Source organism: Pseudoalteromonas rhizosphaerae (assembly GCF_028885455.1).
Classification (GTDB): domain Bacteria; phylum Pseudomonadota; class Gammaproteobacteria; order Enterobacterales; family Alteromonadaceae; genus Pseudoalteromonas; species Pseudoalteromonas rhizosphaerae.
On the sequence record NZ_CP118496.1, the window covers coordinates 493,885 to 516,447 of the forward strand.

At 40.4% G+C, this 22,563-nt stretch carries 23 protein-coding genes and 2 tRNA genes; 8 read left to right on the plus strand and 17 right to left on the minus strand.

Annotated features, from left to right (window positions below; genetic code table 11):
* Position 1: 1 nt before the first annotated feature.
* The 5 genes from PVK79_RS02235 to PVK79_RS02255 form a co-directional block, all read right to left on the minus strand.
* The gene (locus PVK79_RS02235) at positions 2–1,066 is read right to left on the minus strand and encodes a RelA/SpoT domain-containing protein (protein WP_257325224.1); all 1,065 of its coding nucleotides are present in this window, start codon (positions 1,064–1,066) and stop codon (positions 2–4) included.
* Between the two features lie 81 nt (positions 1,067–1,147).
* Positions 1,148–1,483 carry a gamma-glutamylcyclotransferase family protein gene (locus PVK79_RS02240; protein ID WP_257325225.1) on the minus strand — a complete coding sequence of 112 codons (336 nt, stop codon included), beginning with the start codon at positions 1,481–1,483 and terminating at the stop codon, positions 1,148–1,150.
* A gap of 24 nt (positions 1,484–1,507) precedes the next feature.
* Entirely contained in the window at positions 1,508–2,050 is a 543-nt protein-coding gene (locus PVK79_RS02245; RefSeq protein ID WP_145240039.1) for a 1,2-dihydroxy-3-keto-5-methylthiopentene dioxygenase, read from the minus strand.
* Positions 2,047–2,733: an acireductone synthase gene (gene mtnC, locus PVK79_RS02250; RefSeq protein WP_145240037.1), complete on the minus strand. Its 687-nt coding sequence runs from the start codon at positions 2,731–2,733 to the stop codon at positions 2,047–2,049. The genes PVK79_RS02245 and mtnC overlap by 4 nt, the downstream gene beginning before the upstream one ends.
* A complete protein-coding gene (locus tag PVK79_RS02255) occupies positions 2,730–3,347 on the minus strand; it encodes a methylthioribulose 1-phosphate dehydratase (protein WP_149982209.1) in 618 nt (205 codons plus the stop codon). Before PVK79_RS02255 ends, mtnC begins: the two co-directional genes overlap by 4 nt.
* Positions 3,348–3,437: 90 nt before the next feature.
* Between PVK79_RS02255 and PVK79_RS02260 the strand changes: the two genes are divergently transcribed.
* Entirely contained in the window at positions 3,438–4,580 is a 1,143-nt protein-coding gene (locus PVK79_RS02260; RefSeq protein WP_145240033.1) for a methionine aminotransferase, read from the plus strand.
* Positions 4,568–5,356, plus strand: coding sequence for an amidohydrolase (locus PVK79_RS02265; RefSeq protein WP_257325226.1), 789 nt, complete (start codon positions 4,568–4,570; stop codon positions 5,354–5,356). Before PVK79_RS02260 ends, PVK79_RS02265 begins: the two co-directional genes overlap by 13 nt.
* Positions 5,357–5,596: 240 nt before the next feature.
* Here the strand turns inward: PVK79_RS02265 and PVK79_RS02270 are convergent, their stop codons facing one another.
* The 4 genes from PVK79_RS02270 to PVK79_RS02285 all read right to left on the minus strand — a co-directional run bounded on the left by PVK79_RS02270 (position 5,597) and on the right by PVK79_RS02285 (position 7,113).
* A complete protein-coding gene (locus PVK79_RS02270) occupies positions 5,597–6,073 on the minus strand; it encodes a hypothetical protein (RefSeq protein ID WP_257325227.1) in 477 nt (158 codons plus the stop codon).
* 453 nt (positions 6,074–6,526) lie between these two features.
* Positions 6,527–6,619 (minus strand) — tRNA-Ser (locus tag PVK79_RS02275).
* Positions 6,620–6,670: 51 nt separating this feature from the next.
* Positions 6,671–6,761 (minus strand) — tRNA-Ser (locus tag PVK79_RS02280).
* 211 nt (positions 6,762–6,972) lie between these two features.
* The gene (locus tag PVK79_RS02285; RefSeq protein ID WP_182757905.1) at positions 6,973–7,113 is read right to left on the minus strand and encodes a hypothetical protein; all 141 of its coding nucleotides are present in this window, start codon (positions 7,111–7,113) and stop codon (positions 6,973–6,975) included.
* Between the two features lie 323 nt (positions 7,114–7,436).
* Here PVK79_RS02285 and PVK79_RS02290 point away from each other — a divergent pair, with 323 nt between their 5' ends.
* Complete coding sequence (locus PVK79_RS02290; RefSeq protein ID WP_257325228.1) at positions 7,437–8,291, plus strand: diacylglycerol/lipid kinase family protein; 855 nt, start codon at positions 7,437–7,439, stop codon at positions 8,289–8,291.
* 77 nt (positions 8,292–8,368) lie between these two features.
* On the opposite strand, the gene PVK79_RS02295 is transcribed toward PVK79_RS02290, so the two are convergent.
* Entirely contained in the window at positions 8,369–9,304 is a 936-nt protein-coding gene (locus PVK79_RS02295; RefSeq protein WP_145240025.1) for a DMT family transporter, read from the minus strand.
* Between the two features lie 116 nt (positions 9,305–9,420).
* Here PVK79_RS02295 and PVK79_RS02300 point away from each other — a divergent pair, with 116 nt between their 5' ends.
* Entirely contained in the window at positions 9,421–10,863 is a 1,443-nt protein-coding gene (locus PVK79_RS02300; RefSeq protein ID WP_145240023.1) for an aminotransferase-like domain-containing protein, read from the plus strand.
* 83 nt (positions 10,864–10,946) lie between these two features.
* On the opposite strand, the gene PVK79_RS02305 is transcribed toward PVK79_RS02300, so the two are convergent.
* On the minus strand, positions 10,947–11,744 hold the full coding sequence (locus PVK79_RS02305) for a YggN family protein (protein ID WP_145240021.1): 798 nt from the start codon (positions 11,742–11,744) through the stop codon (positions 10,947–10,949).
* A 407-nt stretch (positions 11,745–12,151) separates the two neighbouring features.
* On the opposite strand from PVK79_RS02305, the gene PVK79_RS02310 reads away from it, so the two are divergent.
* Positions 12,152–12,340, plus strand: coding sequence for a PA3496 family putative envelope integrity protein (locus PVK79_RS02310; protein WP_145240019.1), 189 nt, complete (start codon positions 12,152–12,154; stop codon positions 12,338–12,340).
* A 49-nt stretch (positions 12,341–12,389) separates the two neighbouring features.
* Here PVK79_RS02310 and PVK79_RS02315 read toward each other — a convergent pair whose 3' ends face one another.
* Positions 12,390–12,881: a glutathione peroxidase gene (locus PVK79_RS02315; RefSeq protein ID WP_257325229.1), complete on the minus strand. Its 492-nt coding sequence runs from the start codon at positions 12,879–12,881 to the stop codon at positions 12,390–12,392.
* Positions 12,882–12,976: 95 nt separating this feature from the next.
* Positions 12,977–13,849, minus strand: a complete 873-nt coding sequence (locus PVK79_RS02320; protein ID WP_145240015.1) for a LysR family transcriptional regulator — start codon at positions 13,847–13,849, stop codon at positions 12,977–12,979.
* Positions 13,850–14,022: 173 nt separating this feature from the next.
* Here PVK79_RS02320 and PVK79_RS02325 point away from each other — a divergent pair, with 173 nt between their 5' ends.
* Positions 14,023–15,177: an iron-containing alcohol dehydrogenase gene (locus PVK79_RS02325; protein ID WP_145240013.1), complete on the plus strand. Its 1,155-nt coding sequence runs from the start codon at positions 14,023–14,025 to the stop codon at positions 15,175–15,177.
* A gap of 27 nt (positions 15,178–15,204) precedes the next feature.
* Here PVK79_RS02325 and PVK79_RS02330 read toward each other — a convergent pair whose 3' ends face one another.
* Together PVK79_RS02330 and PVK79_RS02335 are read right to left on the minus strand one after the other, a co-directional pair.
* Positions 15,205–15,504, minus strand: a complete 300-nt coding sequence (locus tag PVK79_RS02330) for an AzlD domain-containing protein (RefSeq protein ID WP_145240011.1) — start codon at positions 15,502–15,504, stop codon at positions 15,205–15,207.
* The gene (locus PVK79_RS02335) at positions 15,504–16,208 is read right to left on the minus strand and encodes an AzlC family ABC transporter permease (protein ID WP_145240009.1); all 705 of its coding nucleotides are present in this window, start codon (positions 16,206–16,208) and stop codon (positions 15,504–15,506) included. The genes PVK79_RS02330 and PVK79_RS02335 overlap by 1 nt, the downstream gene beginning before the upstream one ends.
* Positions 16,209–16,331: 123 nt before the next feature.
* Here PVK79_RS02335 and PVK79_RS02340 point away from each other — a divergent pair, with 123 nt between their 5' ends.
* Positions 16,332–16,988 (plus strand): cytochrome b/b6 domain-containing protein, encoded by a 657-nt coding sequence (locus PVK79_RS02340; RefSeq protein ID WP_257325230.1) that lies wholly within the window; start codon positions 16,332–16,334, stop codon positions 16,986–16,988.
* Positions 16,989–17,056: 68 nt separating this feature from the next.
* Here PVK79_RS02340 and PVK79_RS02345 read toward each other — a convergent pair whose 3' ends face one another.
* Together PVK79_RS02345 and PVK79_RS02350 are read right to left on the minus strand one after the other, a co-directional pair.
* Positions 17,057–17,509, minus strand: coding sequence for a c-type cytochrome (locus PVK79_RS02345; protein ID WP_182730735.1), 453 nt, complete (start codon positions 17,507–17,509; stop codon positions 17,057–17,059).
* A 125-nt stretch (positions 17,510–17,634) separates the two neighbouring features.
* Positions 17,635–18,105: a DUF2721 domain-containing protein gene (locus tag PVK79_RS02350; protein ID WP_145240002.1), complete on the minus strand. Its 471-nt coding sequence runs from the start codon at positions 18,103–18,105 to the stop codon at positions 17,635–17,637.
* 248 nt (positions 18,106–18,353) lie between these two features.
* Between PVK79_RS02350 and PVK79_RS02355 the strand changes: the two genes are divergently transcribed.
* A complete protein-coding gene (locus PVK79_RS02355) occupies positions 18,354–22,409 on the plus strand; it encodes a S8 family serine peptidase (protein WP_145240000.1) in 4,056 nt (1,351 codons plus the stop codon).
* Positions 22,410–22,563 lie beyond the last annotated feature (154 nt).

The following is a 22,563-nucleotide window of genomic DNA, read 5'->3' on the forward strand; positions in this document are numbered from 1 at the left end:
GTTAACCCAGTAATATACGGCTAAATTCTGAAAGAAACTCAGAAGTGTCATTAAGGTAGTTGGGATAGGCTTTTTCGATAGATTTTAAGTCATTTCCCGCTACTAATAATACGTTGTTGTGAGTTTGTCGCTCTTGCTCTGCATAGTGCGTTAATGCTTCTTGTTTCTTACTGGCTGCGTACAAAAAGACCCGACCCATTTGAGTTTCGGTATTGTGAACAAGTAAAGCAAAACCTGTATCTTTTGATTTATTTTTAATCTCGTCAACTTGAAACGCACGGTTAAACGCATCGAGTTTATGAAATGCTGCGAGCTTTTTATTTAAAGCAGCTAATTCATCAATAAAGCTTTGTGATTGTTCAGGACTTAATTGATTTGAGCCATCTTTAACGGCAAGAAATTCACCCATGATAAAAAATAATCGCTGCCAATCTGTATCGGCGGCTTGTGGGTTGGTTTTCAGTGTTTCTTTTTCAATAATATCGACGATTTCGACTGTAGTTGCCCATAAATGCTGGAGTCGAGTACGTAATTGAACTTCTATTTGAAAGCCTCTGTAATCGTGAGACTCTAAATTGTTATAGCTTTTATAGACACGATGAATGCCCCTATAGCCAGTGGCTTTAGGATGTTCAATATAATCATATGACTTTACGCTATGGACTGTTCGACTTGAATCTAAACTCGTATTGAGCTTATACAGGCTGTCTAAATTGTCTAAAATAACTCTGCAACCACCTATGTCGTGCATGCGCTTAAGGTTGATTGCATTTTCACTTTTGCCGTCTAATGACTCACGTTGCAGTTTATCAATAATTGTCGGCAAGCGTTTTAAGCGACGTACAATAGTAGCAGAATCAAGCAGGTTGAGTTTTTTTACGTGTTTCCATACTAAGTTTTTGATGATGGTCAGCGGGTATAAATGAGCCGCGCGATAGTTCTGAATGACTTCGGTAGCAAATTCAAAATCGCCTTCTTGTTTACGAAAAATACGGCCAGCTTTTTCAACTTGCTTACGAGAATACGCAAGTTGTTGTTTGGACTTTTGATATTGTTCGTTGACCATTCCACGTTCACTTAATTGAGTAAAACTAATACTGAAAATATACTACAGAGTTAAGTTGTTTAAGTCATCTTTGATATGACGTTAGCTCTTAGCCACATACACCCATGCATTAATGCCGCTGCTAAATGACTCTTCAATACGGATGTAGTCATTAACTTCGTAGCTATCCGCGTTAGCAAGTTCCTCTAAGGTGATAGTAAAAATAGTGCCAGTTACTGTATCTGTTGGCAGGCCTGTTTTAATTAATGCTGGATGAAAACGCTGGCCGCTGCTTTTCAGCACGGCGGCGTCGGTGATCTCAACTTCGCCTACTACGTAACCTTGTAGTGTATCGGCTTGGCCTTCGAGCAAGCGGCCAAAGGTATCAAGCTGTACTTGCTCTAATTGCAGTGTGCCGTATGAAAACAACTTTTCCATTTAAACTCCATTATTAACAGATATCTAGTCCAATAAAGGAAACTGCTTAGCAATCTCAGATTCGGTGCTTTGTGCCACCCAGCCTTCGGTATTATTGAATAAACGGATCGCAGTAAATTCAGGATCGCTGCCCATATCAAACCAATGGGGAGTAAGCTCTGGTACTGAAATTAAATCACCCTGCTTGCAAAGTACTTGGTAAACCTTGTCGTTAATATGCAGGCAAAATAATCCTTGGCCTTTTACAAAAAAGCGTACTTCGTCTTCACTATGGGTGTGCTCAAATAAAAACTTAGCACGTAATTCTGCAGCGTTCGGATTGCCTTTTGCCAGCGAAATAACATCTACAGTTTGATAACCACCTTGTTGCTTTAAGCTTTCAATATCAGCGTTATAGGCGGAAATAATAGCTTCATGGCTAGTATCAGCAGTAATCATTTTTGTTGCTTGCCACTGCTCAAATCGTACATTTACTTTATTAAGCTCGGTGGCAATTTGTGCTGTATCTTGAGTGTTTAATAAAGCATTATTGCCGTTACAGTCAGCAAAAATAGTCAGTTGGCTCATGCTAAATGCTCCACAGTGAATTGGCTAAAATCGTTAATATAGTTATGCGCAGGCGAGCTTGCTTGACCATCACGGATCAGGTGCAAGGTTTTTAAACCTGCGGCTTTGGCGGCATCAAGCTCGGCTGCCACATCACTTAAAAATAACACTTCATTAGCGGCAAAAGGTAGTTGCTCAATAATATTGTGATATGAACGTTGCTCTTGTTTAGCGCCGACTTGAGTATCAAAATAATCAGTAAACAAGGAGCGAATATCACCAAAGTCAGAGTAGTTGAAAATTAAATGCTGTGCTTTTACTGACCCTGATGAATACACATACAACTGCTGGCCGGCTTGTTGCTGTGCAACTAAAAAGTGGTAGGCATCTGGGTATAAATGGCCGGTAAAATCGCCATTTTCATAGCCAGTTTGCCAAATCAAACCTTGTAACTGTTTTAATGGAGTGATTTTTTTATCGTCACGGATCCATTCAAGTAAAGTGTTAATTACGACATCAATACTGGCATCTGGCTGTTCAATAACCGCTTTTACGGCATAAATTTGTTCAGCTACAGCGCTTTGCTCTTGATGAGTTTTTACAAATTCGGGGAGTTGCTTTGCGGCATATGGAAATAGTACGTCTTTAACAAACGAAATACGGGTAATAGTGCCTTCAATATCGGTCAGCAGTGCTTTGATCATGATTCTAATCCTACTAATTTTAAGCGTTCTATCTCACATGCAAATAAAAACTCAAGGCCTTCTAATTGACGGCGTACTTCACCAATAGTGCGACCCACTACATACAAACCGTGGCCGCGAATAAGCACGCCGTGCTCAATAGGCGTGTGTAAGTGGTGATCGCTCACTAATAAACTCAAGCGATCAATATCTTGGTCGTTATCAAAGATTGGAATACTCAAGGTGTCTAAATGTGAAGTAATGCCGGTTAGTGACTTTTGCATTTCGTAGCCGTGTAAGTCTAGGCTGTGACCTTTAATAACCCGAGATAATACCGTCGCAGCAACCGAATGAGTGTGCAATACATAATTAGCAGCAGGAATAAGTTTATACATGCACAAATGCAATTCGGTTTCAGCTGAGGGTTTGGCGGCGCTAGCGCTACGATTACCGACATGATCCAGTTCAATAAAGGTATGCGACCCTAATTGACCTTTGTCAAAACCGCTGGCAGTAACCACAAAACCGGTGTTAGTTCGCGCTGAAAAATTACCACCCGTAGCTGGCACCCAACCACGTTGACTGATCCACTTTCCTGCTTCTATAAGTTCTGAAATAGCGGTATTGTTATGCATACATTCCTCATACTTTTTTAGACGGCTATACATCTGTTAACAGCAATGATAGCATCGCTTTGGGCGCAAAACCATCATTAAGGGTAACCAGTGTTTGAAAGTAAATTGCCAAATTTAGGCACCAGTATTTTTAGTCAAATGACTGCTTTAGCAAATCAATTCGAAGCGATTAATTTATCGCAGGGGTTTCCTGAGTTTGATGCGCCTGAGCTACTTAAAAAACAGCTTAATCATTATGTGCTTGAAGGAGTTAATCAATATTCACCTTCATCTGGTGTACCGCGCCTGCAGCAACAAATTGCCCAGTTAGCAAAACGAAAATATGCAGCTGAAATAGATGCCGCGCAGCAAGTAACGGTAACCTCTGGCGCGACCGAGGCCTTGTTTGTTGCCATTCAGGCGCTGGTGCGCGAAGGTGATGAAGTCATTGTGTTTGACCCCGCTTATGATTCATACCAGCCAGCGATTGAATTGGCCGGTGGTAAGTCAGTCAATATTGCTCTGCATGCTCCGAGTTATGCAATTGACTGGCAAACGGTGGCTGCGGCTATCAATAGCAAAACGCGGGCTATTATAATCAACACCCCACATAACCCAAGTGGTAAAACGTTAAAACAGCACGATATTAATGCTCTAAAAGCCTTAGTAATTAAGCATGACTTATACCTGATAAGTGATGAAGTATACGAGCATATTACTTTTGATCAGCAACCGCATTTAAGTGTACTGCGTGATAACGAATTGTTTGCTCGCAGCTTTGTGATCTCAAGCTTTGGCAAGACTTTTCATAGCACAGGCTGGAAAATGGGTTACTGCATCGCACCCGCTGCACTTGCGGTCGAGTTTCGTAAAATTCACCAATATGTGACTTTTTCAAGCTTTACGCCGGCACAACATGCATTAGCCGATATGTTAGAACAGCAAGGTGAGCATGTGGATGAGCTCAGTGAGTTTTATCAACAAAAGCGTGATGTACTTAGTAAAGCACTAAAAGATAGCCGCTTTACCATTTTACCAAGTGAAGGCACCTACTTTTTACTGCTTGATTACAGCGATGTATCGGATTTAAATGACGTAGAATTTTGCCAGTGGTTAGTAGAACAAGCAGGCGTTGCAGCCATTCCACTAAGCGTGTTTTATCAGCAACCAAGCAACGATAAAGTTATTCGCTTATGCTTTGCCAAAAATGACGCCACGCTATTACAAGCCGCGGAGATTTTATGTCAACTTTAACCATAGCACTGATACAAACATCGCTTAATTGGTTAGATAAAGACGCCAACTTGGCACACTTTGGCAATAAAATAGCTGATATAGATAAATCAGTAGAGCTTATTTTATTGCCAGAAACCTTTGCCACCGGCTTTGCTATTAACCTTGATTGCGCAGAGCCGGATCATCAGTTAAAGCAAGGCAAAGTGCTTGATTGGATGATCGCGTCGGCAAAATCAAGCAATGCGGTAATTGCAGGCTCGGTATTGGTAACGCAAGGAAATAAAAAAGCTAATCGCTTTTATTGGGCATGGCCCAATGGCGAAGTGAAATATTACGACAAACGGCATTTATTTTGCTTGGGCAAAGAGGGCGATTTTGTAACCGCAGGGCAGCAACGTGAAGTGTTCACCCTTAATGGCTTTAGAATTCTACCGCAAGTTTGTTACGACTTACGTTTTCCGGTCTTTCAGCGCAATCGCAATGACTACGATGTGATGGTTAATGTCGCCAACTGGCCTGCTGCAAGGCGCAAAGTATGGGACACCTTACTAATGGCGCGGGCGATGGAAAACCAGTGTTATGTGATTGGCGTTAATCGTATTGGTGATGATGCTAATGGCGTCGCGCACAATGGCGGCACGGCAGTGTATGACTTTAAAGGTGATACGTTAGCAGCCGCTACTGATAACAAAGCTGATGTTGTTATTATCACTTTGGACAAACAGCCGCTTGAGCTCTTTAAGCAAAGTTTCCCGGCGCATTTAGATGCCGATGGGTTTAGTTTGGGTTATTAAGATAAAGAGACTGTTTAGCCTCTTTACCCGTTTTACGCAGAAGCACTGTAGGTGAGTTTGATCGCAGCGAAACCCGACAACATACAACAAAAAAATAATCTACAGGCTTGTATCAATACAAGACCATTTATCTGCGATGAATTTTTACCTGCTCACCCAATCGTTACGAGAGAATACCTAGACTAGGTTAAAGTATTGATTTAATAGGTAGCAACCTATTGCATTACTATGATGTAACAGTTAGTTATCCGGTTTTTTATCTGCATTGTGATTATATGGTTGGCACAATATCTGAATTTCGTGATGCCCATCATATAATTTAAATAACTCATCGCCCCCAGTTTTGTTAAAAAATTGAGATAGGGTTATTTTGTCCTGCTCATACTCCATTAGTAACCAAAAGCCGTAAAAACCTTTAAACCAAAAATAATAGAATATCGCTGCGAAAAAAAATACTAGATAGGCTGCTTTACCTACTTTCTTTTTATATTTTAAACAACTAAGGAACAACCAAATACAACTCAACATTGCTAAAATTAAGAATGCTGAAAAAGGAGTAATAACTACTTCAATGTTGTCCCAGCGAGAGCTTAGACAAGGGGCATGTCGGTCTGAAACTATTGTGTAAATTAAAGTGATTTTGAAAAGGAAGTACAATAATACAGTTGTAAAAACTGCATATAAAATACCACTTTCTTTGTCCTCACTGTTATTCAACTTGTAGCCTTAGAAAATATTTTGTTGTTTTTAAAAAGAAAAGTCAGAACGATTTTTGAATTTGGTTTAAGAGCTGACTTATGTGTTCTATTTGATATTACATTACACAACTTAGCGGAAGGGATCTAGAGTTTAGTTTTCTGGCCGCACTGCGTGCGTTTAACTTTGTTCCAGACAAAGTTTGGTCGAACCCTAGTCGAGGGTTCTCACCCGCCTTCATTGGTGTAAAGGTTACGGACATAAAACAATAGGCTTTTCATTCTGAAATTTGTGTCAAACGTGGGGATGGGCTTGCTTACGTCCATGTAACTAATCGCTTCGCGACGCTTGCAGCGGCCTAAAATGTTCCTGACATTTTATCGAACCCTGGTCGAGGGTTCTCACCCGCCTTCTGCCATTTTTAACAACAAAAAAAGCCCCACAATAAATTGCGGGGCTTTTTTCGTTATTAAATGGCGGAGAAGGAGGGATTCGAACCCTCGATAGAGCTACAAACCCTATACTCCCTTAGCAGGGGAGCGCCTTCGGCCACTCGGCCACCTCTCCGGCGCATAAATTGTCATTTTGATAATCGAGTGAACCACCAAAACGTAATAATGGTGGAGAGATAGGGATTTGAACCCTAGAGGGGCTATAAACCCCTGCCGGTTTTCAAGACCGGTGCATTCGACCACTCTGCCATCTCTCCGTTGGGAAAGAATAATACGCAGGTGATTGGGGTGTGTAAATAGGAAAAAGATCGTTTGCTGTTTTTTTGTTCTAAAAAAGAGGTTTTTTTATAAAAAAGGAGTTTTTAGGGAGTTTAAAGAAGGGGTTGCAGCAAACGAGGGAGCTAAATAAGTAGTTTCATTTAGTGGTTGGGTGTTTGCTGCACCGCTAAAGTAATCATGGTTGGGTGATTACTTGTATTGAACTGCGCCGCCAAGAGCTAGCTTTTTGCCGAAACGGTTAAGTCTGGCAAGCATTTTTGCTTTGCGGTTGGTCGATTTTACTGCAACATGGGTAGCTGCATTTTCGTTTAATGTATTTACTGGGTTCATTACTTTGCTCCGGGTTATGTCTGTTTTGACAACACGGCTATTCTGAGCTTTTTTTGCACAAAAATAAAACGATAAAAATTAGGGTGTTCGAATAGAAATAACTAATCCGAATTGTTTTTATTAAGGTATGATTCAGATAGTGTGTACTGAGTATTATGCATGGTTATGAAATTTAAATTCGCCTAAATCACTTGTTTAAAAGCAATATTACACTGCCACTGATATTTTAATGCATTAGATAATAAATAAAGTGACTAATTATTCAGATTAATTTATTTTTTGAATATGTCTATTTTCCTACTTTTGAATAGGCTGGTATCCAGATGCTAATAATTATTAAACCAAGTACGCAAAAAAAACATAAAAAAAATTGCACTTGGTTATTAGAGCAGTGTCAAAAACGTCAAATTAGTTACACTGTTTTTTACACCACAGGACATTTTACCAATGATTGCCAAAAAATAACGGTTTTGGCTCAGTCACAAAAGCGCGTTGTTGCGCTCGGTGGTGATGGCAGCCTGCATTTGGCTGTAAACGCATTGATGGGATTGAGTTGCTCGTTGGCGTTATTGCCTCAGGGGACGGGTAATGATTTTGCACGCGGCTTTGGCTGTTCAAACTCAGCTTGGCGTAATGCTATTTTTAGTGAGCATCAAGTAAAAATCGATATTGGCCAAATAAATAGCCGTTACTTTATTAATATTGCGGGGGTTGGCTTTGATGCGCATGTAGTACAGGCATTGCAAACCAAGCCTGCATTATCCGCTTTAAGTTATAGTTTAGCTGGCTTTAAGTGTTTATTCGTTTATCAGCCTTCTCGCTTGGCTGGGAGTTTTGCAGGGCAGCAATGCGAATATGGTAATTTGATTACTGTATTTGCAAATCATCATTATTTTGGTGGGGGGTTGATGATAGCGCCAAAAGCACAATTGAATAGTGGCTATTTAGAGTGCTATCGCGTGCCTACGCGTGGTTTGTTAGGTAACCTCTACAGTTTTGTGCGCTTATTGCTACGTAAGCACCACGGTATGAAAGAGCTCAACTACCAGCGCTTAGAAATTGCTTATATAAATACGCCTGATTTACCAATCGAAGCAGATGGTGAGCTGGTAGGCGTTACCCCTGCGGTGGTGACTATTCATCCGCTCGCGTTGCGTTTTTGTATGCCGCAATGTTAAATGACGAGTAATATGTTAGTAATAAAAAAGCGCCTAACAAGTAGGCGCTTTTGGCGTTAGTTGCGTATATACGCATTCTAACTGGGGATGGAGCGTTTATTAGCAAATGATGCTTTATTAGACTCAATAAACGCTTTAATTCTTTTTGTTGGAGTCAGTACAATAGCATTACCAAGCAGTACTAAACTAAAGCCGATAAACGTATTGGCTTGCCAACTAAAACCTTCAAATAATGTACTTAAAGTCACTGCAACTAATGGAAATAACACAATCACATAGCTGGCACGTTCTGGGCCGATATTTTTTAGTAGTGCAAAGTAACATGCAAATGCAATAACCGTCCCAAACACCGATAAATAAACTAATGAATACCAGTAGCTTGCTGGGGCCGACAGGCTAAAATCGGCACCGCTGATGATTACATATACAAATAAACCAATAGCGCTGTATAACATGCCCCATGCATTGCCCTGCATGACGCCAATACGTTGTTGAGAGTTACGTACGCTGATCATATTCCCTAATGAAGCCACAAAGGTGCCAGCTAAGGCAAGTAGCAAACCGACCAACGCCCCATTACTCAAGTCGAACTGCTGTAATTGTGGCCAAAACAGACTGATGATGCCCAATACCCCTATCAATGCACCCGTATAAATACGTTTAGCGATGGGTTTACCAAAAAATAATCGGGTATTTACAATGTTCATTAATAACAACATTGAAAAGGCGATTGATGCCATGGCTGACGTTAAATAATGTTGTGCCCAGTAAAGTACTAAGTAATTAAGGCCAAAGTTACACAGTGCTAGTAATACGAAAAAGCCATGATCGCGACGACTATAATTCATCGGTAATTTTTTAATATTCACCCATACCCACATTAGAATTGCAGCCAAACTAAAGCGATAAAATAGTGAAACTTCAACGGCGATATCGCCAAGTTGAAATTCGATTGCGAGCCAGGTAGAGCCCCAAATTAAAACGGTTAGTGCATAAAGCACGATACTTTTCATGGCCTTGGTCCATTATGTCGATTAAGTGTTTATTTTAAGATACTTCTGTATACTTAACATACACAGAAAACTATAAATGCAACCTATACAGATTGTACGGCTTTAAGGTGTCTACTATGTCGCTGGTGATCAGCAAAACCAACCATGACTTTTTATATCAGCAAGTAATGCAGCTGGTGCGTGAGCTGAGTGAGCAGGGGACACTATTACCAGGCGAAAAACTCCCCTCATTACGTAAAATGGCCACTAAGCTTAATGTCAGTATTCCGACGGTGAAATTGGCTTACCAATCACTTGAGGCACAAGGTTTGGTTGAAGCACGAGAAAAGTCAGGCTATTTTTTAAAAACGGCACACACCCAGTTAGCGCGGCCAAAGCGGGTTAAACTCAATCGTGAGCCAGTTTCGGTCAACATGCAGGTATTAATTGAGCAAGTGTATGATGCAATTCATCAAGCCGATGTCGTACCGTTTGGCATTGCTAATCCTGTTGCTGCCGCTCCAACTGATAAAATGCTAAGTCGTACGATGCGCCGGGTTATGTCGATTGCCGGCAGTCGCGCCATAAATTATGGTGCGATGGATGGTTTTGCACCATTGAAAAAGCAGTTAATCCATCGTTATTTAGATTTTGGCATTGGTGTTGACTCGCAAGAACTTGTGATCACCAACGGTGCTCAAGAAGCACTGGCGATTGCGCTAAAATGTGTCACTAAAGTAGGTGATGTGGTGGCGATCGAGTCACCTTGTTATTTTGGTATCATTGAATTGATCGAAAGCCTGGGCCTCAAGGCGCTCGAGATCCCGCTGTGTCCTGATGATGGGATCTGGCTTGATGATCTGAGCCAGGCTTTACATGATCACGATATTAAAGCTTGTGTGTTCTCTACTTCGATCAATAATCCTGTGGGTAGTTTTATGCCTGATCATAAGCGTAAACAATTAGTAGAGTTATTGGAATCTCAAGATGTGGTGCTAATTGAAGATGATGTGTATGGTGATTTACATTTTACCCCGCAGCGCGGTACACCCGCTCAGGCTTACTCAACAAAAGGGTTGGTATTAACCTGTGCATCGTTTTCTAAAACTGCGGCGCCGAGTTATCGTGTTGGCTGGTTGATTGCCGGAAAGTTTGCTGCCAAAGCGCGTCGCTATAAGCGTGCATTGAGTTGTTCTACTTCATTGATCAATCAATGGACGTTATATGAATTTATAGTTAGTGGTGATTATGATCGTAATATAAAACTACTGCGACAGCGTCTACGTTCTAATAAAGAACGAATGATCTGGTGTTTACAACAGGCCTTTCCGAGTACCGCTAGGATCAGCGATCCGCAAGGCGGATGTGTGATCTGGATTGATTTAGGTGCGGCTTACGATAGTGTAAAACTATTTCAACTGGCATTAGAAAGTGGCATTAGCATTACTCCTGGCTATATTTTTTCAGCCACCAATAAATACCGCAGTTGTATTCGACTAAGTTATGGTTTGCCATGGGGTGAAAAAATTGAGCAAGCGATTATAAAGCTAGGTGAGTTAGTGCATTTAGCGAAGAAATAGCATGGCATAAAAAAGCAGCACCTTTAAAAAAGAGTGCTGCTAAAGGGATATCAAACTTTTAGCGTTTAGAACCTGAGTTCAAGTTAGTTATTTTGTTTATAACTAAATAATTGGTAGTCTTTCAATTCTGGAACTAGTTTAACTAATTGTTGCTCTTGATCAGCAATGGTTGAAAAATTACCGCACAGTGCATCAGCGCGTTTTTCAAGTTGGTTAGCTTGTTGCTCAACTTTGGCTTCAATTTCAGCCCCCATATTTTCCATGCGTTGTTCAAAGGCTTGCATATCGCCACCAGAGCCCATTAGTTCTGAACCTACAGCCATTAAAATACTACCCATCGATTGCATCATCGCAGCTTGTACAGCGCTTTCTATTTGCTCATCAAATTGGCTTTCAAAGTTTTCGCCAAATTGGCTAAAGCTTTGTTGGCCCATTACAAAAGCGCCTTGTTGGTAAAAGGTGTTTTGTACTTCTACCTGAATATCAGCCATTAATTCATTAATGCTATCTAGGCCATCGATATTAAATGCATTGGCGACTTCTTCAATGGCGACCCCGGCAATTTTAACGCCTTCAAGAGCAATGTTCGCGACTTCTGGTAATTGGCTACGCAGACTGTCTGAATAATTACTGATCGCTTGGTGTTGTTGACTGTTGAGTGTCAAAGTTTGGCCATCAATCATTAACTCGCCACTGTTTATAAAAGTCATAGTGTGGTTATCAGCTGTAAAAATTTCTAATTCATTTGGCTTAATACGCACATCATTTTTAAATTCAACGTCACATGTGTCGCCGCTAAAAGAAATATTCGTCTCATTATCATTGTGTGCCATTGCCCCTGTGGCAATGAATAAAGAACTTATTAATAGTAATTTTTTCATTTTTATTTCCTGCTAATTTGTTGATTATGACCAGTACGCATTTAACGTATTTAATACTTATCAAGTTTAATGCCAATAATTATTGGCATTTAAAAACAATGAGTTAATTGTTTTTTTCCTTTTTTAATTACATTTAAATGTTATAAAAAAAGCCATTTTTTAGTCATTTTGACTAATTTACATTAATACATAAAAGATACTTATCGTTTCGATAAAAAACTCTCACTTTCCAGAACTCAAATTTAGCGCTATTTATTCACAATATCGACATAACACTATTTTAGAATTGCGTTATGGCTTTATTTTGGTGCTTTTTCATACGGTGAAATAGTGCTGAACATTTTTAATTTACCAATGATAGTGATAAAAAATCCTTAATTGGTCTCAAACACTTTATGGAGTGGGTTGTGGGTAAGACATTTAGTTACGATGCGCTAGATGACGATTTTGTTGAAGACGAGTACGAAATGGTCGGGCGTAATCAACACGACAAGAATAAGCAAAAGGTTAAGAAAAAGTTGGAAGACTACCTTGAGCAAAAACGCTTGCGTAAAAACTTGGGCGATGATGACTTAGATGAGTATTTAAACGACTAAGAGATAATTTAAATAAAGAGGCAATTTGCCTCTTTATTGCTTTTAGAGTTTAGATATTACTGCTTTTAAGGGCTTTGATAATAGCACCTTCGATTTGCTGCGGTTTGGTAAATGGTGCAAAGCGTTTAATTGCCTCGCCGTCGCGGCCAACTAAAAACTTAGTGAAATTCCATTTTATTTTGCGGGTTAAAAATCCAGGTAAGGCTGATTTTAAATGCCTGAATACGGGGTGGGCGTTTTCGCCATTAACATCAATTTTGCTCATCATCACAAAATCAACACCGTAGTTAATTAAACAACCTTGCGCTATTTCTTTTGCGCCGCCAGGCTCTTGTTTGCCGAATTGATTGCACGGAAAACCAATAATTACTAACCCTTGATCAGCGTATTTTGCATGTAATTGTTGTAAACCTTCGTACTGTGGAGTGAAGCCACATTTACTGGCAGTGTTGACAATTAACACAACTTTGCCTACGAAATCTGAAAAATCAATGCTTTGGCCTTGCAGATTGCTGGCTGAAAGTTGATAGAAGTCGTTCATGTTGCTCTCTTGTTATTGTTGTTTGTTAAATTCTATCCTGAGTTGTGACAGACATACAGCTTAAATTATCATCACATTGCATAGACCATTTTATTTTAACTTGCATGATTAAAGCTTGTAAGTAAATGTTCAATCAATAATCGCACTCTGTACGGCATTAAATCTTTACGTGGATACACTAACCAAGAGGCATTGTCTGTTACCTGAAACTCATCAAGTAAGGTAATTAGTTGCCCGTTTTCAATATACTTATCAACAATATCAGTGGCTAAATGGGCAATGCCCAAGCCTGCTAATGTCGCAGATAATAGTGCGCGCGGATGGTTACTGCGCCAGTTGCCGGCAACTTTTACCTCTTTAATATCGCCGGCAAAATTAAATCGCCAACGTTTCCCCATGGCAATTAAGCAATTATGAGCGGTTAATTGTTGAGGCGTAGTTGGGGTTGGGTGATGTGCTAAATATTCTGGACTGGCAACGAGAGTCATGATTCGCGGGCTAAGTGGTCGTGCAATTAAGTTAGAGTCTTGCATGCGGCCAAAACGGATCGCTAAATCAAAACCTTCTTCAACTAAGTCGACATTACGATTGTTGAAGTCCATATCTACTTCAACCTCAGGGTAGCGTTTTACAAACTCAACAATTTTAGGTGCTACATGACATGCAACAAATTCACCAGCACCAGAAATTCTAATGACCCCTTTGGGTTTACGTTGCTCACCTTGCAGTTGATTATTAGCATCAATTAGCTCTTGTTTAATTGCTTTGAGCTTTACGGCATATTCGCGGCCGGCATCGGTGAGGCTTATTTTTCGGGTGGTACGTTGAAATAGCAATGAGCCTAAGCGGTTTTCAAGTTGCTGTACTTGGCGGCTGATATGGGAAGTTGATACTTCCATGACTTTGGCTGCTTTGGTAAAGCTGCCATGTTCAACCACATGTAAAAATTCATCAAGGCCATGCCACATAATTTAGTTCTCAAATATTAAGTAATTATAGTTTATACCATCTATTGTTGCAGCTGTGCAAAAGTGATTCTCTGAGCTTAGTCTTTAAATTAATGCTTAAATCCCTACAATTAGGTGGTCAGCAAATTTTAGCTCACACTAAATAATGAGCACCTCAAAGCAATGGAGCAAGCATGTTAAATTTCAGTTTTGCAAACCCAACCAAGATTCATTTTGGCGAACAGCAAATTGCCTTAATCAAAAATGAGATCCCGGCAGACGCAAAGGTACTTGTTACTTATGGCGGTGGCAGTATTAAAAGTAATGGTATTTATGATCAGGTGGCTGCGGCGTTAAGCGAACACACTTGGTTTGAATTTGCCGGTATTGAACCTAACCCAAGTTACCAAACATGTATGAAAGCTGTTGCTTTGGTTAAAGAAAAGCAAGTTGATTATATTCTTGCTGTAGGCGGTGGTTCGGTAATTGATGGTAGTAAATTTATTGCCGCAGCAGCTAATTATGACGGCGAGCCATGGGATATTCTAGCTAAAGGCGGTGAGGTAAAATCAGCAATAGCATTAGGTGTTGTATTGACTTTGCCAGCAACGGGTTCTGAATCAAATTCTTTTAGTGTGGTTTCAAACCTTGATAGCCACGATAAACTGCCGTTTGCGAGTCCATTAGTACAGCCACAATTTGCAGTGCTCGACCCTGCGGTGACTTACTCATTACCAAAACGTCAAGTGGCAAACGGTATTGTTGATGCGTTTGTACATACCATGGAACAATACTTGACCTATGACGTAGGTGCAAAACTTCAAGATCGTTTCGCTGAAGGTATTTTAATGACCTTACTTGAAGAAGGACCGAAAGCGTTCAGTGAGCCAGATAATTACCAAGTACGCGCTAACATTATGTGGTCAGCAACCATGGCATTGAATGGTTTAATTGGTGCTGGTGTGCCACAAGATTGGTCAACGCATATGTTAGGCCATGAGATGACAGCGGTTTATGGTCTTGATCACGCACAAACCTTGGCAATTGTACTACCGCGCATGATGGCGGAGCAAAAAGACACTAAGCGCGGTAAAATCTTACAATACGCAGAGCGTGTTTTAGGCCTTGATATTAGCGATGAAGATACGGCTATTGAGCAAGCGATTGCAGCAACAGAAGCGTTTTTTCATAGTGTTAATATGCCAACGCGTTTAAGTGATTATAACTTAGGTGAAGAAGTCGCAGACAAAATTGTTGCGCAACTAGAGCGCCATGGGATGACGGCACTCGGTGAGCGAGAGCAAGTCACGCTTGATAAGAGTCGTGCAATTTTATTAGCCAGCGTTTAAGGCTACTTTTAGCGCATTACAAATGCGCTAATTTAAGATCAAAAATAAACCCATACCAACCAGTGTTGTGTAGTAAATGTTATGCGTTTTATATGCGACAATAATAGCTGCTATTGCCGCACTGAGGTATGGGTTTTGCCAATCTAAATTTATCCCCTCGTCTGTTACAAACACAATAGGTACCCAAATCGCGGTAAGTACCGCCGGTGCGCTAAAACTTAAAAACTGCTGCATTTTCGGGCCAACTTTAAATGGTAGGTCACGATGTAAAAATAAGTAACGGGTAAAAAAGGTAATACATGCCATAAGTAAAATAGTTGTTATCATCAATTATGCTCCAATTTACCTTGGATACGGCTAATAAGGTAACCGATAGTCATCGCCGATAGTGCCGCAGCTACTAACCATAATTCAAACCCCTGGCTTTTTAAAACGGTAGCCACAACACCAGCGCTTACAACCGTTGCCAATGTAGCTAGATTCTTAATACCAGGAATTACTAATGCAATAAAAGTTGCAGCAATAGCAAAGTCTAAGCCTAAATTAGTGAGATCAGGTAGCAGACTGCCCGCTACGATGCCAATTAATGTCCACAAGTTCCAAGTAATATAAAAGCTAAAGCCGGCACTGAGCGCGTAGATCAAGCGAGTTTTAGTTCGATAAGCTTTGCGATGATGGGAAAACGCAAACAGCTCATCAGTGAGTACAAAGCTTACCGGTAAGCGCCAGCGTAGCGACTGATCAATCACTTTATGACGCACCGCTAAGCCGTATAAAAAGTGCCGTGAGCTAATTATGAAGGTGGTGAATAAAATAGTTAATAAAGGCGTATTGCCAGCCATTAGCTCTATAGCGACTAGTTGGGCGGAACCGGCAAACACTAATAATGACATGGCTTGGGTTTCAAATGCGCTAAAGCCATTTTGAATTGCCAGTGAACCACATAAAATCCCCCAAGGGATCACTGCTAAACACAGTGGTAGCATATCTAAAAAGCCTTTTAGGAGTGCGCGTTTGGTGCTAAGTGTCATTAATATTATTCATTACGGTAATTAATGCCCTTAGTCTGCCATAGATCAATTAACCCTGAACAGCAAAGATGCTAAATTAACAAAAGTTTGAAATAATAAGCTTTTACGCAAAAGAGGTTAAGCATGCATAAAATTAAAGTATGGGATGGGTTTATTCGCAGTTTCCATTGGTTGTTAGTTATTGCAATTGCGGCGCTGTATTTTAGTGCTGAAGAAGGCATGATGGAATTACACTTTGTGGCTGGCTTTTTCACCTTAGCGCTACTAGTAACACGTCTTATTTGGGGCTTGATTGGTAGCAAAACAGCTAAGTTAAGTGCATTGTTTCATTCACCTAGCGCAGCACTAAAATCATTTAAACAAACAGATAATAAACCAGGCCATGGCGCAGCGGGCAGCTACATGGTGTTGGCATTTTTTATTTTATTACTGGCGCAGTTAGTAAGCGGCTTAATGACCACCGATGACATTTTGACAGATGGCCCATTAGTGCAGTATGTATCAAGTAATGTAGTTGAATGGGCCGGCTGGGTGCATTATAAGAACTTTGATTTATTGTTGTACGCGATTATTCTCCATATTGTGGCAATTGTAATTTATCGCATGAAAGGTAAAAATTTAGTCAAAGCAATGGTTACGGGCTATGCCGCTGAAAAAAATAATGATAGTAATGAAGAGCTAACAAAATCACCGTGGACTGCGATAATTATTCTTGTCGTTGTATTTGCGGCATTACTGATGACATGGGGCGCAGAGCCTGTGGCTTACTTGTTTAGTTAAACTGTTTAACAGATCAAAAACGGCGCTAATTTAGCGCCGTTTTAGTTTTAAGATGATCGCATTAAAGATTAGTCTTTAAATGATGTGTGGCAATCTTTACAGCCTTTAGCCCATGGGCCAAATGCTTTAGCAATTACTTTTTTATCGCCTGTTTGCGCGGCAACGGCTAGTTCGTCAGCATATTGTTGAAATGCTGCTGCTTTTTTCATAAAGGTTTCGTTATCGCTCCAAATAGCAGGTAATGCAGATGTGTCACCTTTATCACTGCCTGCAACGAATGCTTCCCATGGCATTTTTGATAATGCAGCAGCATTATTTGCACGATGCTTAAACTGTTCTGCGTCAAAAGGTACTTTGCCTTTTAGCATGTCACCCATATCACCAATTTGGACACGGATCATTGAAAATGCCGCTTGGCGGTACTCAATGGCGTCACTAGGCTCTTCAAATACAGAGTTTGCTGTTGCACCAAATGTTAGTGCACAAAGTGTTGCACCTAAAAATAATTGCTTTAACTTCATTCCTTTTGCCCCTTATATGTAATTCATTGCTTGTACAGTTGCTGTTGTATATCAGCAAGTCAGATTATTCAAGTATATTGCGGTTAAACTGAACTGTTATTGAATTATAAAACTAAGATTGTATCTTAATTATTGATATCAATATCAGCAAAGATCATTCCTCTGCGCATACTACGAGTAGCTAAAAACACCTCACCCAGTAAAGACATAAATGCACAAATAAGTAGTGCCATTGCGCCAACAAAACAACTGCCGATGGAAACACCTAAATTAACTGATTGAATATGAGACAAAAATAACAGCATGACCACGGCGCAAACAAGTACCGCACTTAATACACTTAAACTAAAGGCAATATGGATACAGCGAGAGCGTTTCAGCAGTGCTCGTAGCTCGGTTGTTAGCGATGAATTAAATTCTTCATCGGTACTTACCTTTAATTTTCGTTCAAGTTGACGAGCACGGTCGGTAATTCGAGCTAAGCGATTAGATAAAACCCCCAGCGTAGCAGCAATACCAGTAATTAAAAAAACTGGCGCAACGGCTGTTTGGATTACTTTTGCCATTGTTAGAATATTTATAACATCAGAGTTCATTGCTTTCCTTTTAGGTACATTGGTAGATTTTAATTATTCCGTTTACAAAGATTTACATTTATTTTTTTGATTATTTTTTTATTTAAAACAGTCACTTAGTGTTGATTTGTTAATTTTCACATTGCTTTTTGTAATTTACATGTAATCGAATTGTTGTCATTTTGGGTGTTGAAGTTCTATATTAGTCTCGCACTTAATTTATGATCATCAATAAGTACAATAATACATAACATATCCCAGGGGAAATCATGTCTAAGAATCTAATAAAAAGAACGGCGGTTGCAACCGCTGTAACAAGCATCTTAGTTGCAGGTGCTGTAAATGCAAATACTATAAATAACAGCGCACTTAAGAATACTAGCTACACACCAGTATCACAGACCGATATTGTTAATAAAAATCAACCTTCAGCATACCTTGTTGTTTTAAAGGCAAAAACAGCAGCTGATATGATGGAGCAAGGCGCCTATAATGTTTCTGATGCTCGTCAAAGTTATGACCAAGTAGCAACGTTACAAAGCCAAGTTCAAGATAAGTTATTTACTCTTGATAGTAATGTAAAAGTACTTGGTTCTACTAAAATTTTGGCACCGACGTTAATTGTTCAAGCAAGTCAAGGTGCGCTAGATCGAATTGCAAAAGATTCACGCGTAGAGCGTGTTTTACCTATGTTTGATTACGACCTTCATGTTGCAGCAACCGCTGACTACATCAAAGCGTCGCCATTAGTAGTAAATGGTACAGTTACAGGTGCAACGCAAACTGTTGCAGTATTAGATACGGGTATTGATTATACTCACAAAATTTTTGGTGGTGAAGGAACCGTTGAAGCTTATGAGGCAGCTCAAGCAGATCCTACCACAGTAAATTGGCCACAAGGCCAAGTTATGGGTGGTTATGACTTCATACGTAATGATGCTGATCCAATTGAAAATGATCCAGCCGCTCCTACAGAAGAAGATGCACCAACAAGCCATGGTACATCTGTATCTCACTCAGTAACAGGTATTGCACCAGCGGTGGAGCTATACGTGTATTCAGTGTGTGGCGGCGGTTGTCCAAGTGCAGCACAGGTTTCGGCATTAGAAGCCGCTATGGATCCAAATGGTGATGGTGATTCAGAAGATCGTGTTGATGTAATCAATATGTCTTTAGGTGGAGAGTTTGGTGACACATACATCGGTGGCGGTGCGCAGTTCTTAATTCAAAAAGCGGTTGAGGCTGGTGTAAACGTTGTTATTTCTGCTGGTAATGATGGCGATAACCCATTCCGTATTGGTGGCCCTTCTACAACTCCTAACGCATTATCTGTTGGCGCGATGACGCATCCTACAAATGATGTTGGCGTTGCAACAGGCACAATTGAAGGCGCAGAGACCACAATTCAGCCGTCAGGTTTTGGTCCACAAACTGCGTTTGTAATGACAGATGCCGATGCTGAAGTTGTTTACCCTGAAGAAAACCAAAATGGCTGCGAGGCATTCTCTGCTGAAACTGACTTTACTGGTAAAGCGGTAATTATTGACCGTGGTGCATGTAATTTCACGGCAAAAGTATTAAATGCTCAAGACCGTGGTGCTAAGTTTGTATTTATAGCAAACAATACTGATGATGGCACGCCTGCTCCAATGGGTGGCTTTGATGCTGCAGTAACAATTCCTAATGTTGGCATTAACTTTGCTGCAGGTGCAGCAATGAAAGCTGCTTTAGCGGCCGGTGAAATGCCAACATATACCATAACGATTGAGCGTAAAGTGACTGCGGGTGCAGTTGCATCATTCTCATCTCGTGGTCCATCAATGGATGGTTTATTAAAACCTGAAATTACAGCGCCAGGTACTGATATTATGGTAGCGGCAACTGGTACACAAGATCAGCTAGCTCCAGCAACAGGTACTTCGTTCTCAGGTCCGATTACTGCCGGTGCTGTTGCATTAGTTCGTGAAGCGCATCCAGAGCGTAATGCGTTTGAAATAAAAGCGACAATCATGAATGCGGCTGATTTAAACGTAACCGTAGATCCTATTAGTATTAACCCAGATTCACCACTTGCACCAATTAGTTTAATCGGTGCAGGCTTAGTGGATGTTGAAAAGGCGGTTAATTTACCTGTCGCAGCATGGGTTGAAGATGATGAGTATGAAACTAAACAGGCTGCGTTATCATTCGGTTTAGAACGCATGACAGAAACAACCAGCTTTACAAAAACAGTGACGCTGAAAAACTTCTCTGATGCAGACAAAACATATGACCTTCGTATTGAAGAGCGTTATATGAATGATGTGGATACAGGTGCTGTTAGCTTTGATATTCCACGTAGTGTAACTGTTGCGGCAAATACGGTAACAACATTCGAAGTAACCATGACAGTTGATCCATCTAAACTTCATGAGTGGACATTAGAAAACCCATTTAGCCAAGATGATCTAGCTGCTCGTAGTCCGTCACTGACAATGGCTGAATTTGATGGCGCATTGGTATTTGATGATACTTCAACAGCCGATACGGATCACGACTTACACATTGTTTATCATGCATTACCTAAGGCCGGTGCTGAGTTAGAATTCTCTTTTGAAGATATCGATGGTTCTACGCAGTTAGTTGTTGAGAACGTTGGTGCGCTGGCTGTAGAGCCAACATCTGAGCAGGTCGTTGCATCTAGCCCTGAAAATGCTGAGATAGATTTTGACATTCTTAGCACTACATTTGCTGCTTATGCATCTGAAACATGTGATTCTGGAGTGTTTATTACCTCTTCAATTCAATTACGAGATGAAATTACCCATATGCGTCAAGTCGGTGTTCGTATGAATCTCGATATTGATAATGACGGTGTTTATGATCACTTTATGATGAATCTTAATGATGTTGGCCGTGATGCTGCAATACCTGGACGCAGCCGTACATTAATTGGTGAAATCGATGCGGCGGGTGAGGATGTATGGCAATGGGGTACACCTATGTATCATGCTGCTGGCGAAGATACAGTGACCTTCTCTGGATGTAGTAATCTGTTAGGATTAGATGCAAACATGCTGGGAGGAACAATTAATATTGCAGCTTCAGTTGGTTACCCAAGTTATCAGGCTGGTGTATTCTTCGAAACAGATAGTGCAGCTGGTTCTACTGTGTTTACAGCGAACCCTGCAGTAACAATGTATGCGACTGATAGCGTAGATAATGCAATCACTAAACTAGAGCCAGGTCAAAAAGCTGTTGTTAAATCTAGCGGTGCGTTTGCTCTTACATCACCTGCAGGAACGAAAGTTTATTTATCTGCGCCACGAGATATTCCTGGTGCACCTAAAGTACCTAACTTAGTAATTGAAGATTTTGCAATCGACGAAACAATGCTTACTGGTTTAACTATTGGCACAATCAAACTCGATGCTGAGGCAGCACTTGATATTGCTTATTTTGAAACTTTGAGTATGTCTGCTCCGGGTCTTATTGTTGATGCTGATACTGGTGATATCATTGTTGATAACACTGATTTAATTGACTCAGAAGCTGGTCTTAAAGAAATTACAATCACAGTAAAAGCTGTTGACGTTATTGGTACTGAGTCTGCACCAGTAACATTTACAGTAACAATCAATAACGTAGCTGATGAACTTCCGGTTGTTGCTGAAGGTCAAAAATTCAACGTGATTGAATCTGCAGCTGAAGGTACTGTTATTGGTAAACTAGCAGCGGAGCTTTTCGAAAGTTCAGCAACGATGATTGTTTCAGGCAGTGTTAAAGGTTCTGACGTAATTGCAATTAATGAAATGGGTGAATTAGTCGTTACTGGTAGCCTAAATCATTATGCAATGCCAACACTTGAGTTAGAAGTTACGCTAACTGATGATAGCGGTTTAGAGTCTGCACCTGTTACTGTAATGCTTAACGTGGAAATTGATCCTAATTCACATGCACCGATGATTGAGATGAATCAACGTTTCAGAATTGATGAAAATGTTGCTTTAGGAACAACTATTGGTACTCTTGCATTCTCTGACCCTGATTCTGATGTGTCACCAGTTGAACGCTTTATTGTATCAGGTAGCCATTTAGTTTCAGTAAATCCAGATGGAACAATTGTTACTGCTGGCGAAATTGATTACGAATTTGACCGTGAAATCGTATTCAGTGTTCAAGCTGAAGATAGCAAAGGTTATGTGTCTAAAGCCGTGAGTGTTGTTGTTGGTGTTAACAATCTACGTGCGAACGATGATGACGACAATGACAACTCTGGTTCTCTAGCATGGTTAACGCTGCTTGTAGCACCGTTTGCATTTATGCGTCGCCGTAAACAAAAGTAGTAATATAGCCTCTAAAGGCATATAGCTTTAGTTAAAATACCGCCATTGGGCGGTATTTTTTTTGTTTTAAATTTATTGTGATTACCTAAAATGGTTACACTTTTTGTTTCAATGTTGTTTTTTTGTTTCTTGCTGGTGTAGTATTCGGGACTTG